The following is a 15,033-nucleotide window of genomic DNA, read 5'->3' on the forward strand; positions in this document are numbered from 1 at the left end:
TACATGAGCAAGGAAAAACAACGAAGGGAAGCACTGGTATATCATGCCAAACCGCAACCTGGTAAGATTAAAATTGTTCCCACAAAACCATATAGTACACAACGAGATCTTGCCCTTGCCTATTCCCCAGGAGTGGCGGAACCTTGTCTCGAAATAGCCAAGAACAAGGAAAATGTATACAAATACACCTCAAAGGGAAATCTTGTGGCCATTATTTCCAACGGAACCGCTGTTTTGGGTTTGGGAAACATAGGGCCTGAAGCATCCAAACCAGTGATGGAGGGTAAGGGACTCCTTTTTAAAATTTTTGCCGATATAGACGGAATTGATATAGAAGTGGATACAGAGGATGTGGACAAATTTATCGAGACCGTAAAGATGATCGCCCCAACGTTTGGAGGTATCAATCTAGAGGATATTAAGGCACCGGAAGCTTTTGAGATTGAACGAAGGCTAAAGGAGGAATTAGATATCCCGGTGATGCACGATGACCAGCATGGAACGGCTATAATTTCTGCAGCGGCATTTTTGAACGCTTTGGAACTGGCTAAGAAGAAAATCGAAGATGTCACCATTGTGGTAAGTGGAGCAGGGGCCGCAGCTGTTTCTTGTACTAAACTTTATAAGGCTTTTGGAGCAAAGGCTGAGAATATCGTCATGCTGGATAGCAAAGGAGTCATTAGAAATGATGCCGAAAACCTTTCCGAGGCAAAAAAGGAATTTGCTACTGATAGAAAGATAGATACTTTAGAGGAGGCCATGGAGGGTGCCGATGTTTTTATCGGACTTTCTATTGCCGATATCGTAACTCCGGAAATGTTGGATTCCATGGCGGACAATCCCATTGTATTTGCCATGGCCAATCCGAATCCCGAAATTAACTATGACCTAGCGATAAAAACCGGAAAGGACATCATTATGGCAACGGGCCGTTCCGATCATCCGAATCAGGTAAATAATGTTCTAGGTTTCCCCTTTATTTTTAGAGGGGCTTTGGATGTTAGGGCCACTGGTATAAATGAGGCCATGAAAATGGCAGCCGTTAAGGCATTGGCAGATTTGACCAAACAACCCGTTCCGGAACAGGTAAACATTGCCTACGGGGAAACCAGGCTTACCTTTGGAAGGGATTACATTATCCCGAAACCTTTTGATCAACGATTGATATATGAAATACCACCAGCAGTAGCGAAAGCAGCAATGGATAGTGGTGTTGCCAAAGCTCCAATCGAGGACTGGGAAAAGTATAAGGAGGAGTTGATGCTTCGCTCCGGAAATGACAATAAAGTTGTTAGACTCCTTCATGGTAGGGCAAGATCCAATCCTAAAAGAATTGTTTTCGCAGAGGCGGATCATTTGGATGTGCTTAAAGCTGCTCAAATTGTATATGAGGAAGGTATTGCCGAGCCTATTTTGTTGGGTAGCAAAGAAATCATATTGGAATTGAAAAAAGAGCTAGAATTTGATGCCGATATTCCAATAATTGATCCACTTTCAGATGAGTTCGATGAGCGTCATATTAGATATGCTACTAAATACTGGGAGAGTAGAAAAAGAAAAGGTACAACTCTGTACAGTGCTAAAATAAAGATGAAGGAGCGTAACTATTTTGGTGCTATGATGGTATTGGAAGGTGATGCGGATGGAATGATTTCCGGCTACTCTAGGGCATATCCAACGGTGGTAAAACCAATTACGGAGGTCATTGGACGAGCTACTGGGGTAAAAAAGGTAGCCACTGTTAACATTATGATTACTGAGAGAGGTCCATTGTTCTTAGCAGATACCTCAATCAATATCGATCCTAACGCAGAGGAAATTGCAGATATAACGCAAATGACCGCCAATGTAGCCAATACTTTTGGATTTGACCCAGTCATAGCCCTGCTGAGCTATGCCAATTTTGGATCTTCTACCCATCAAAATGCCGTAAAAGTTAGGGAAGCGGTTCGTCTTTTGCATGAGAACAGTCCGAGAACTAATGGTAGATGGGGAAATACAAATGGACTTTGCTTTAAATAAGGAACTTCATGAAAGTAAATTTCCGTTCTCCAAGTTGGCAGGCAGAAAAGTGAACACCTTGGTTTTTCCAAATTTGGAATCGGCGAACATTACCTATAAGCTCCTTAAGGAATTAAATAAAGCTGATTCAATTGGGCCTATCATGGTGGGATTAAGAAAATCGGTTCATATAATGCAATTAGGAGCCAGTGTGGAAGAAATCGTAAATATGACGGCCGTGGCGGTCATCGATGCCCAGGAGCGCGAGAAAAGAAGAAATATCAAAAAAGGAAATTGAAAATAGGATAGTTTTAAGTTTTCTCGTTTAGAAACAAACAACCATCAACCAAATTACATGATCCACCATTTAAAGGGCAAATTGATAGAAAAAAACCCAACACATCTCATCATTGAATGTAATGGAGTAGGGTACTTTGTGAATATATCCCTACACACCTTTTCCAAACTTCCTGATAATGAATTGGTGAACATCTATACCCACTTGCAGGTCAAGGAGGATTCACATACCCTGTTTGGTTTTTCGGAAAGATCGGAGCGGGAAATTTTCAGGTTGCTTATATCTGTTTACGGGATTGGTTCAAGTACAGCCAGGACGATGTTATCATCCATGTCCCCGGCCGAGATTAGGGACGCGATAGCCAATGGAAACGTACCAGCCATTCAAGCAATAAAAGGGATTGGTGCCAAGACCGCGCAACGGGTCATTTTAGACCTACGTGACAAGATTTTAAAAGTCTACGATATAGACGAAGTTTCCTTAACTCAAAACAATACAAATAAAGATGAAGCGTTATCTGCTTTAGAGGTATTGGGTTTTGCTAGAAGACAGGCTGAAAAGGTAGTAGACAAGGTGATTTCCCAAGACCCCTCTTTAAGCGTGGAGAACATTATAAAACTGGCGCTGAAAAATTTGTAGCAAGTTTGAAACAAGGGGCATTAAAAAAACTTAAAATTTCTTTTAAGTATACTTTCCTATTCATTGTTTTTTTTGGCTGCTTGGAATACTCCAGCGCCCAGGAAACGGATGAACAGGAGATAGATTCGGTAAAGACAGGTTATGATCTAGGAAGGATCGTTCGGAAAATCCGGATAGTATTGTTTCCAAATATATTTATGACCCCAATCCTGACTGATATATCTATAATGAGAGTATCGGAGATTTTAATATAGGCTACCCCATCATTCTTACTCCTGACGAGTACTATGAACTCGTTCGCAAAGAAGGAATCAAAAGTTATTTCAAGGAAAAATCAGATGCCTATTCCGGTAAAAAGACCGGGAGTGAAGAAGCCCGAAAAAACCTACTGCCCAACTTTTATATCAACAATGATTTTTTTCAATCGGTTTTTGGCGGAAACACCATAGAAGTAATTCCTCAAGGTTCCGTGGCGATGGATTTGGGGGTTATTTGGCAAAAGAACGATAATCCTTCCCTATCACCCCGTAACAGGACCAACTTGTCCTTTGACTTTGATCAGCGTATTAGTCTAAGTATGTTGGGGAAAATTGGTGAGCGCTTACAGGTAAACGCCAATTATGATACTGAAGCTACTTTTGATTTTCAGAATATTGTAAAGTTGGACTATACCCCAACGGAAGACGATATTTTGAGAAAAATAGAGGTAGGTAACGTAAACATGCCCTTAAACAGCTCTTTGATTCAAGGTGCACAGAGCCTCTTTGGAGTCAAGACACAATTGCAGTTTGGCAAAACTACGGTGACCGCTGTTTTTTCTGAGCAACGATCCCGGAACAATACGGTTGTAGCACAGGGTGGAGGAACCATCAATGAATTTTCGCTTACTGCCCTTGACTACGACGAGGATAGGCACTTCTTTTTGGCCCAGTATTTTAGGGACAACTATGACAGGGCCTTGGAAAAGTATCCTTACATCCAAAGTCAGGTTCAGATTACCCGTTTGGAGGTATGGGTCACCAACAGGAGTCAACAGACTTTAAATGTTCGTAATGTGGTGGCATTACAGGATTTGGGAGAGCCAAATCCGGATAAGACCGAGAATAGGTAGAAATAATGGCTTTGCTGGAACTTTCTTTTCGAACCCAAGTGATGCAAGACCTCGAAACAATGCCAATAGTTATGACCCTAACTTAATAATCACTGGAACAGGCGCCCTAAATGATAATATAAGGGAAATAGCTACTGTTGAGGGTGGGTTTAATCAAGCAAGTTTTTACGGCTATAATCCAGATCAAGGGTTTGATTACGCAATTTTGGAAAATGCCCGAAAATTGGAGCAGGGTCGTGATTATGATTTCAACTCCCAGTTGGGATATATATCCCTCAACCAGCGGTTGAGCAATGATGAGGTTTTGGCGGTGGCCTATCAATATACTTTCGACGGTAACGTATATCAAGTGGGTGAATTTGCCAATGGAGGAGTGGATGCTACGACGATTTCAGGTGGAGCCGCTCCAGTTATAGAGAATAATACCTTGGTATTAAAGCTCTTAAAAAGTAACATTACAAACGTCAACGATCCTATTTGGGATTTGATGATGAAGAACATCTATGCTACAGGGGCATTTAGATTAAGCGAGGACGACTTCAAGATGAATATTCTATATTCCGACCCTACGCCTAGAAACTATATTACCCCGGTAAATGAGGGGCCTGGAAGTGGTTGGCCGGAAGGACTGCAGGATCGTATCCTATTGGACGTTTTTAATTTAGACCGATTGAATGTCTATAATGACGTGCAACCTGGTGGGGATGGTTTCTTTGATTTTTATCCCGGGATTACGGTGGATATGCAAGGAGGACGTATCATTTTTACCAAAGTAGAACCTTTTGGGGAATTTCTTTTTGAAACTTTGGACAACGGCACCGGTGATTATGACATAACCTCTTCCTACAATCAAAATCAGGCAAAATATGTCTTCAAGGATATGTACGAATCCACCAAAGCGGCCGCATTACAAGATCCTGAGAAAAACAAATTCCTTTTAAAAGGACGTTATAAATCAGAAGGAAACAACGGTATACCCATTGGAGCCTTTAATGTGCCTAGGGGTTCTGTAACCGTAACCGCGGGAGGCAGGCAATTACAGGAAGGAATTGATTATACCGTGAACTATCAAGCCGGAACCGTACAGATTTTAGATCCAAGTTTGGAAGCTTCCAACACTCCTATTAACATATCAGTAGAGAATAACGCCGTTTTTGGACAACAAACAAGAAGGTTCACCGGGGTAAACCTTGAACATCAGTTCAATAAAAATTTTGTGTTAGGGGGAACTTTACTGAATTTGAATGAACGTCCATTGACCCAAAAATCCAATTATGGAATAGAGCCGGTAAACAATACCATATTTGGTCTGAACGGAAACTTTTCTACAGAGGTGCCCTGGTTGACGAGAATGGTCAATAAGCTTCCCAATATAGATACTGACGTACCCTCCAATCTTTCGGTTCGTGCAGAGGTTGCTTGGTTAAAACCGAATTCGCCAAAAAATGCCGATTTTCAAGGAGAGACCACAACCTATTTGGATGATTTTGAAGGGGCCCAGGCCCTTATTGACATTCGAGGGTCCTTAGGATGGACCTTGGCAAGTACCCCTTTGGAGTTTGCTCCTGGCGGACAGTTGGTAGGAACATCGCCGGAAGACCCTGCCAACCTTGAAAACGGATTTGGACGTGCTAAAATGGCATGGTATACTATAGATCCTATCTTTTATACCAACCAAAGGCCAACGGCCATTAGTGACAACGATATTTCTACAAATCCCACTAGGAGGGTTTTTATAGACGAGGTTTTTCCACAAGTGGATATCGCCCAAGGTCAGACTACGGTTCAGGGAACTTTGGATATTGCCTATTATCCTAACCTAAAAGGACCTTACAATAACAATCCTGATTTTCAGAATACGCAGCCAAATCAAAAGTGGGGCGGTATCATGCGTTCGTTGAGCAGTACCAATTTTGAACAGGCCAATGTGGAATTTGTGCAGTTACGGGTATTGGATCCTTATGTTGATGGTGAGGCAATTAGCCCGGGTGAGTTGGTCTTGAACTTGGGAAATATATCGGAAGATATATTACGTGATGGCAAAAAACAATATGAAAATGGGTTGCCAGGAGTGGATAGTAATGAATTTGTGGCACCTACTAGTTGGGGTGAAGTACCCGCAACACAATCCCTAGTATATGCCTTTGATGCCAGTGAAACCAATAGGGCTTTACAGGATATTGGTTTTGATGGTTTGAATGATGAAGCTGAAGCCGCCATTTACGATGCTAACCCAGGACTCGACCCCGCTCGGATAACTACCAATATTATTTAAATCGTGAAGGGGGCATTTTAGAACGATATTTGGATTTCAATAATCCCGATGGGAACTCGCCCGTGCAGGTCACCAATACAAATAGGGGTTCCACCACGTTGCCCGATGTAGAGGATGTGGATAGGGACTTGACAATGAATACGGTAAATAGCTACTACGAATATCGTATTCAAATTAAACCTGGAACTACCATCAATGATAAATATGTAACCGATATTAAGGAGGGTATTACTCCCGAATTGCCAAACGGAACGCAACTGAGTAGAAGGTGGATACAGTATAAGATACCTCTTAGCGATTTTACCGATGCCGTTGGTGGAATCACCGATTTTAGGTCTATAAGTTTCATGCGTATGTATATGACTGGTTTTTCAGGATCAACCGTGCTACGTTTCGCTACATTGGATTTGGTAAGAGGGGATTGGAGAACGTACGTAAAAACCTTACAAGATCCTGATATTGATGATAATCCAGCAGATGATGGAACTACGTTGGATGTAAACACCGTAAATATTGAAGAGAACAGTGGAAGGATTCCTATTCCTTATGTGTTGCCTCCAGGTGTGGCCAGGGAGCAGTTGAACAATAACAATACCATAATTAGACAGAACGAGCAATCCTTGTCCTTGGTAGTAGAGGGGCTTGAGTCTCGGGATTCCCGTGGGGTTTTCAAAAATTTGAATGTGGATATTCGTCAGTACAAAAAACTGAAAATGTTCATGCATGCGGAGAAGATTGTGGATAGTGATTATGCGGACAGTTCCACGCCTTTGGTCGGTTTCTTGCGTATCGGTACGGACTTTACGCAGAACTACTACCAAATTGAATTGCCGTTACAGTTTACACCTTTTAATGCAGCATCGGAAAGTGAGATTTGGCCGGACATAAACGAAATGGATATTTCCCTAAGCGATTTGAACAAGGTGAAATCGGCATGGATTCAGGGCGGCGATTTAAGCGAGGTGCGATTTTTTGAAGTAGAAAACGGTGAAGTGATATCGGTCAATGAGTTTGATGATAGAACCGCGGGAAGGCTCCGAATTGGTATCAAAGGAAATCCGTCCTTGGGTAGCATCAGGAGTATGATGGTCGGTATAAAAAACCAGGATATCCTGCCCGCAAGAGGCGAGGTTTGGTTCAATGAACTACGTTTGGCCGGGTTGGATAATAACGGTGGCTGGGCCGCTATCGCAGCGGTAGATGCCAATATCGCGGATTTTGCAAACGTGACCGCTACAGGTAGTAAAAGTACCTCCGGTTTTGGTTCCATTGACCAAATGCCAAATGAAAGGGCTCGGGAGGACGCTACAAGTTATGATGTGGTTACCAATGTCAACGTGGGTCAGTTATTGCCCAAGAAATGGGGCATACAATTACCTTTTAATTATGGAATATCGGAGCAGTTGATTACTCCGGAGTTTGACCCGGTATATGATGATTTAAAGTTGAACGATTTGATAGATGCCGCACCTGATCAGCAAGCAGCGGATGAAATTCGGGAGCAAGCAGAGGATTATACCAAAAGGACCAGTATAAACTTTATAGGGGTGAGAAAAGATCGTGGTGAAGAGGCTGATGCAAATTTCTACGACGTGGAAAATTTCACCTTTAATTATTCCTATAATGAAACCCAGCATCGGGATTTTGAAATAGCGGAACTTCGAGATCAATCGGTCAATACGGGTTTTGTATATAATCATAGTTTTGATCCGGTGGAAGTTGCTCCCTTTGCTAAAAAGGATTCTCTATTTACGGGTAAATACTGGAAATGGTTAAAGGACTTGAACTTGAATCTATTACCGGCAAGTGTATCGGTCAATTCCAATATCAACAGGCAATTCAATGCGCAGCGATTTAGGGATGTGCGGGAAGAAGGTGTAGACCGATTGCCACTTCCGAATTACAACAAAGAAATTATTTGTTCAATTGGCAATATGCCGTGAATTATAACTTGACCAAGTCCTTGCGATTTAACATGACGGCATCCAACAATAATATCGTCCGTAATTATTTTGAGGAGGACGGGAACCCAAGATCTGATATCGATAAGACCTTGGAACTTTGGGACGGATTTTTTGATTTGGGCGAGCCCAATAGACATTCCCAACAGATACAATTGAACTACGAACTGCCTTTTGCGAAAATTCCGGCCTTGGATTTTATAAACGCACAATACAGTTATACCAGTAACTTCGATTGGCAACGAGGGGGGGATGCCCTTGCCGAGGTCGCACAAGAAGCTTTAGGGGACCCCAATGCCCGGATTAACACGGTTCAGAATGCCAATACCCACGCCTTGACCGCCTCATTGACCATGCAAAAGTTTTATGATCTCATAGGTTTAAAAAAGAGGGAGGCACCAACAGCCCAAAGAGGTGGAGGTTCTCGTGCCAATATTTTGAATCAAGGACAGGGAGACGAGGAAAAGGTAAAACCCAAGACAAGTGGACTTTTTAATACGGTTGTGGATGTGGTGACCATGGTTAAACGATTGAATATAAATTACAATGAAAACAGTGGAACCGTTCTTCCTGGGTATACCCAGTCCATTGGATTTATAGGTACCACCGGACCTACGCTGGGCTTTGTATTGGGAAGTCAGTCCGATGTTCGCTTCGAGGCTGCAAGAAATGGTTGGTTAACAGCTTTCCCTGATTTCAACGAGCAATTTATAAGAAGAACGAACAAGCAATTGAACATTACGGCTACGGCACAGCCTACCAAAGATATTACTATCGATTTGGTGGCCGATAGACAATACTCTAGCAGTATACAGGAAAACTATGATTTGGAGGCCCTCTTGGACAATAAAACCGGACTTCAGAACCAATTGGGAAGTTTTAGTATTTCCACTATGATGATCGGTACGGCCTTTGGAAAAAGTGACGAGTTTGATTCGGCAACTTTTGAACAGTTCAAAGAAAACAGGATTACCATTGCCAACAGATTGGTTTCCGATCGTGGGGAAACACCGGGTACTTTGGATGAGGATGGCTTTCCGCAACGGTATGGAAAGACTCAACAAGAAGTGTTGTTGCCGGCCTTCTTTGCGGCCTATACCGGTCAGGATGTCAATAGGGTAAACCTGGATGTGTTTAGACAGATTCCCATCCCTAATTGGAATATTAAGTATACTGGCCTAATGCAGAACAAATGGTTCAAGAAAAAATTCAAGCGTTTTTCGTTGAGCCATGGATATAGGGCTTCATACAGTATCAATTCTTTTCAGACCAATTTAGAAAAAGAGCAATTGAGAAATGATGGTTTGCCCTTGGTTGATTCCGAAAATCAGGATGTACTGCCAGATCTAATCTTGAACAACGTGGTACTTACAGATCAGTTCAATCCTTTGGTACGGCTGGATTTTGAAATGCAGAATTCCGTTAGCGTCTTAGCGGAGGTACGAACTGATAGAGCCCTATCTTTAAGTTTTGATAATAATTTAATGACGGAAATAAACGGCAAGGAATATACAGTCGGCTTGGGATACAGGATAAAAGATGTACAGTTTGTGACCAATATAGGGGGTAACAAGACCCGATTGAAAGGGGATTTGAATTTGAAAGCAGACGTAAGTCTTAGGGATAACATTACCATTATAAGAAATTTGGACATCAACAACAACCAGATTACTTCGGGGCAGAATCTATTGTCCATAAAGTTTGGGGCGGACTATGCACTTAGCAAACAATTGAACGTGCTGTTCTTTTACGATCATAACTTCTCCCAATTTGCCGTATCCACGGCCTTCCCTCAGACCACTGTAAATGCTGGGTTTACGCTGAGATACAATTTTGGCAACTAAGCAAAACTAACTTTTTAAAGAAGTAAAATTATTTTTTGAATTCCTTTAGGGAATAATTTACATTTGTCCCCTATCAAAAATTAGGACTATGAACATACCAGCTGAATTAAAGTATACCAAAGACCATGAATGGGTGAAGATTGAAGGCGACGTTGCCACTGTAGGCATCACGGATTTTGCCCAAGGAGAATTGGGAGATATTGTTTATGTAGAAGTGGATACACTGGATGAGACTTTGGATAAGGAGGCCATTTTTGGAACCGTTGAGGCGGTAAAAACCGTTTCCGACCTTTTTTCCCCATTATCCGGAGAAATAATTGAATTCAATACAGCCTTGGAAGATGAGCCCGAAATGGTAAACAAAGATCCTTATGGTACCGGGTGGATGGTAAAAATTAAATTATCCGATAGTTCTGAAATTGATTCACTTTTGAGTGATGTGGACTACAAGGATTTGATTGGTGCTTAAAAAGCTCTTTTTTAAAATACTATATATAAGCTGGATGGTGTTCGTCACTTTTTCCAGCTTATTTTCTTTTGAAGGAATGCAAATGGGCTCCTTCGCCCATAGGATTCCTCATCTAGATAAAATGGTCCATTTTATTTTTTACCTGGTAATGGTGGTCACTGGTTTTTTTGCCCTAAAAGATTATTTTGCACATCGGTATAGATTGAGTAAGATACTTTTGGCCATTGTTATATTTTCAATAATATACGGCATGATTATTGAGGTTTTACAGAATACTGTTACCTTGAACAGACAAGGGGATTTCCTAGATGCTTTGGCCAATTCTCTTGGGGCTTTTGTAGGGATGTTCTTAACGAGAAGCCTTATTTATAAGGACAGGTCGTTAAAATGAAAATTTTAATTGCATGTTTACGGATTAATTAATTAAATTAGCAAACACTAAAATGATGATTTATGGAACCTAAAAAGAATCCAAAAGCGGATTTGACCAAAAATAGCAGCTTATACTTTGTTGTAGGTCTCTTCGCTGTTATGCTGCTCACTTATTTGGCATTTGAATGGAAAACGTATGATGAAGTGAATAACTATGACATCTCCATGAATGTGGATGATTTATTAGACGAAGAAGTTCCTATGACGGAGCAAATTAAAACTCCACCGCCACCACCGCCACCGGCTGCACCGGAAATCATCGAAGTGGTAGAGGATGAGGAAGAAGTGGAAGAGACCGTTATCGAGTCTACCGAGACTAGTCAGGAAGAGGAAATTATAGAAGTAGAGGATGTAGTTGTAGAGGAGGAAGTTGAAGATGTGGACGTCCCTTTTGCTGTTATCGAAGATGTACCTGTATTCCCTGGATGTGAAAAGGAAAGCGATAAAAGGGCATGTTTCAATTCCATGATACAGAAACATATTAGTAAAGAATTCCGTTATCCGAGAGATTGCCCAGGAAATGGGTGTTCAAGGTAGGGTAAGTGTTATGTTTGTTATCCAAAAGGATGGTAGCATTGGAAATATTAGAATGCGTGGTCAGGATAAAAACCTTGAAAAGGAAGCTGAAAGAATCATTAGTAAATTACCTAAAATGACTCCTGGTAAACAAAGAGGTAGAGCGGTTCGTGTACCTTTTAGTATTCCGATTAACTTTAGGTTGCAATAATCTTACTTTTATAAATATTTGAAAGGTCTGAACAAATTGTTTGAATCTTTTTTGTTTTTCAGGATTTTTGAATACAATGTTCTCTATTTAGTACGAATCTAAGTTATGTTTAAATCCTTTCAATGGGTTGCAGAAATATGATTGTCAGATTATCTTTGCGTTCCAATTTTTCGAGAAAGGATGAAGACCGCTGTCGGTATGGCAAAAGACAACACATTTCCATTGATTTTTGCTGATTTTAAGGAGATTACCAAAGTAAGGCTGGCAGTCAGTGTAGTCTTTTCCTCTATCGCAGGCTATTTTTTAGGTGCTTACGAAATAAGTGCAACGGCCATTTTGCTATTGGCTTTTGGAGGATATTGTATGGTAGGGGCGAGTAATGCCTTTAACCAAGTAATCGAAAGGGATTTGGACGCTTTGATGAAACGCACCGAGAAACCGACCTATACCTGCAGGTAGAATGACCGTTTCCATGGCAATGTCCATTGCCATAGTCCTCACCTTATTGGGTGTTATTAGTCTATATCTTCTTAACCCGAAAACAGCCATGTTCGGGGCTATTTCCATATTCTTGTATACAAGCGTATACACTCCTTTAAAGACAAAAACGCCATTATCGGTTTTTGTAGGAGCTTTTCCAGGGGCCATTCCATTCATGTTGGGATGGGTGGCAGCGACCAATGATTTTGGTATTGAGTCAGGGACCTTGTTTATGATTCAGTTTTTTTGGCAATTCCCACATTTTTGGGCATTGGGTTGGATGCTGCATGAAGATTACCAAAAAGGTGGTTTTAAGATGCTCCCAACTGGCAAAAAAGACTCAGGTACCGCCCTTCAGATTATTATGTATACCATTTGGATGATAATTATTTCCATAATTCCAGCGTTTGGGATTACAGGAAGGCTGGTACTTTCAACTCCCGCAGCAATACTAATTTTTATGTTGGGAGGGGTAATGTTATTTTTTGCTTTTAAGCTCTATGTAAAAAGGGATACGGTCACGGCGAGAAAGTTAATGCTGGCCAGTGTAAGTTATATTACACTCATGCAAATTATATATGTAATAGATAAATTTATTTAGCCTAGTATGGATTTAACCAAGGGGACGGAAAAGGAGAAAAGCGATAGATCAAAGAAGATGATTCTTTGGTTTGGAATGGTAAGCTTGTTAATGGGTTTTGCCGGATGAACCAGTGCATATATTGTGAGTAGTTCCCGTGAGGACTGGGTAAGTAGCTTGGAATTACCTACTTCCTTTTACATAAGTACGGTCATAATTATTGCTAGTAGTTTTACCTACATTTTGGCAAAAAAGTCGGTCAAGGAAGGTAATGGTAAGATGGGCACTACCTGGTTATTGGTAACATTGGCCCTTGGTATTGCTTTTGTACTAATGCAGTTTAATGGGTTTTCCCAAATGGTAGCTAGGGGATACTATTTTACAGGGCCTACAAGTAATATAAAGTTGTCCTATGTGTTTTTAATTGCCATGGTACATATAGTGCACGTAGTGGCTGGATTGATTTCCCTGTTAGTGGTTTTATACAATCAATACAAGGAGAAATATACTAAGAAAGAATACCTTGGGATAACATTGGGTGCGACCTTTTGGCACTTTTTGGACTTGCTTTGGATATACCTTTTGTTATTTATGACATTTGTTAAATAATAATTTGAAACAAAAATAGTTTTGACCCAAATTCAGCTTTTATATAGTTGAAAAAAATGTAAATTTGCTAAAGTTTTATTAAAACGATACATAAATCTATGGATACGACGGTTACAACGGAGATTAAAGAAAGTACATGGGGGGGAGGTAATAGGCCTTTAGGTGCTAGCTACGGTAAGTTAATGATGTGGTTTTTCTTGGTTTCGGATGCACTTACTTTTTCAGGTTTTTTGGCGGCTTATGGTTTTTCTCGCTTCAAGTTCATGGAAACTTGGCCCATAGCAGATGAGGTGTTTACCCACGTTCCTTTCTTTCATGGTAACTATCCTATGATTTATGTTGCCTTTATGACCTTTATCCTGATTATGTCTTCCGTAACAATGGTTTTGGCGGTGGATGCTGGTCATAAAATGAAAAAGAATGCGGTAATCCGGTATATGTTCGCTACGATAATTGGTGGAGCCATATTTGTAGGTTCGCAGGCTTGGGAATGGGCAACTTTCATTAGCGGGGATTATGGTGCTGTAGAAACTAATGGAGGTAGAATTCTTCAATTTGTGGATGCTGAGACTGGAGATAGAGTGGCTTTGGCGGATTTTGCCAAATCAATTCCAAGTGAACGTGTTGAACATGTAGAGAGTAACGGTATTTGGTATTATGGTGAGGGTACCCGAACTAGTTTTACAGTAGACGAAGTAATTGAAGGATTCAAAGCAAACCCTGGATTGGCTATTAAGACGGAGACTATTAATGAAGAGGGGGAGAAAGTAGTATTAAGTAGACAAGAATCCCTTGCTAAATTGGCAGATGCTTCCCAAGTAGTAGAGGGTGCCAATCTTATACATAATGAATACGGTAGTCGTCTTTTTGCAGATTTCTTTTTCTTTATTACCGGGTTTCACGGATTCCACGTTTTTTCCGGGGTAATTATTAACCTAATTATATTTTTCAACGTTATTCTTGGAACCTATGAAAGAAGAGGACACTACGAAATGGTTGAAAAGGTAGGTCTATACTGGCACTTTGTAGATTTGGTATGGGTATTCGTATTTACGTTCTTCTATTTGGTATAAATAATTTTAGGAAAAAGTTTAGATAAGAATTATGGCACACGAACATAAATTGGAAATTTTTAGAGGATTATGGAAGTTTAAATCCAATACCCAAAAGATTTGGGGTGTATTGGCCTTTCTAACCTTTGTTACGGCAATCGAAGTAGTTTTGGGTATTTACAAACCTGCGGCACTCACAGATACCTATGTGTTGGGTATGAAATTATTAAATTGGATTTTTATCATACTTACCTTGGTTAAGGCTTACTATATTTCATGGGACTTTATGCACTTAAGAGATGAGAAAAGTGCAATGAGAAGGGCGATAGTTTGGACACCTATATTCTTGGTCTTGTATTTAGTCTTTATTCTTTTGGTTGAAGCCAATTATATTTTTGAAATATATAAGGATGGCTTTATAAAATGGAATTTCTAGGCGTTGTAAAATACCATAATTAACAAAATTCAAAGACGGTTAACGAACCGTCTTTTTTATTTTTGTATCGTTTTTATTAGGGATACCCGTAACGATATATTCTAGGAATTTGAAAAATT

6 protein-coding genes and 4 pseudogenes are annotated in these 15,033 nt (G+C 40.6%); all 10 read left to right on the forward strand.

Annotated features, from left to right (window positions below):
• Nucleotides 1-3 precede the first annotated feature (3 nt).
• The 10 genes and pseudogenes from NYZ99_RS02985 (at nucleotide 4) to NYZ99_RS03030 (ending at nucleotide 14,914) form a co-directional block, all read left to right on the forward strand.
• Nucleotides 4-2,299 (forward strand): annotated as a pseudogene (locus tag NYZ99_RS02985) (NADP-dependent malic enzyme).
• 57 nt (nucleotides 2,300-2,356) lie between these two features.
• Nucleotides 2,357-2,938 carry a Holliday junction branch migration protein RuvA gene (gene ruvA, locus NYZ99_RS02990; protein ID WP_260573455.1) on the forward strand — a complete coding sequence of 194 codons (582 nt, stop codon included), beginning with the start codon at nucleotides 2,357-2,359 and terminating at the stop codon, nucleotides 2,936-2,938.
• 5 nt (nucleotides 2,939-2,943) lie between these two features.
• Nucleotides 2,944-10,129: pseudogene (gene sov / locus NYZ99_RS23150) on the forward strand (T9SS outer membrane translocon Sov/SprA).
• Nucleotides 10,130-10,217: 88 nt separating this feature from the next.
• On the forward strand, nucleotides 10,218-10,598 hold the full coding sequence (gcvH, locus tag NYZ99_RS03000; protein ID WP_260573456.1) for a glycine cleavage system protein GcvH: 381 nt from the start codon (nucleotides 10,218-10,220) through the stop codon (nucleotides 10,596-10,598).
• 82 nt (nucleotides 10,599-10,680) lie between these two features.
• Nucleotides 10,681-10,989 carry a VanZ family protein gene (locus tag NYZ99_RS03005; RefSeq protein ID WP_420845247.1) on the forward strand — a complete coding sequence of 103 codons (309 nt, stop codon included), beginning with the start codon at nucleotides 10,681-10,683 and terminating at the stop codon, nucleotides 10,987-10,989.
• 62 nt (nucleotides 10,990-11,051) lie between these two features.
• Nucleotides 11,052-11,757 (forward strand): annotated as a pseudogene (locus tag NYZ99_RS03010) (energy transducer TonB).
• Between the two features lie 180 nt (nucleotides 11,758-11,937).
• A pseudogene (cyoE, locus tag NYZ99_RS03015) lies at nucleotides 11,938-12,838 on the forward strand (heme o synthase).
• 123 nt (nucleotides 12,839-12,961) lie between these two features.
• Complete coding sequence (locus tag NYZ99_RS03020) at nucleotides 12,962-13,426, forward strand: cytochrome c oxidase subunit 3 (protein WP_338039259.1); 465 nt, start codon at nucleotides 12,962-12,964, stop codon at nucleotides 13,424-13,426.
• Between the two features lie 98 nt (nucleotides 13,427-13,524).
• Nucleotides 13,525-14,499 carry a cytochrome c oxidase subunit 3 gene (locus NYZ99_RS03025; protein WP_260573458.1) on the forward strand — a complete coding sequence of 325 codons (975 nt, stop codon included), beginning with the start codon at nucleotides 13,525-13,527 and terminating at the stop codon, nucleotides 14,497-14,499.
• Nucleotides 14,500-14,530: 31 nt separating this feature from the next.
• Nucleotides 14,531-14,914, forward strand: a complete 384-nt coding sequence (locus tag NYZ99_RS03030) for a cytochrome C oxidase subunit IV family protein (protein WP_260573459.1) — start codon at nucleotides 14,531-14,533, stop codon at nucleotides 14,912-14,914.
• Nucleotides 14,915-15,033: the final 119 nt, after the last annotated feature.

Source organism: Maribacter litopenaei (genome assembly GCF_025244665.1).
In the GTDB taxonomy this organism is placed as follows: Bacteria; Bacteroidota; Bacteroidia; order Flavobacteriales; family Flavobacteriaceae; genus Maribacter; species Maribacter litopenaei.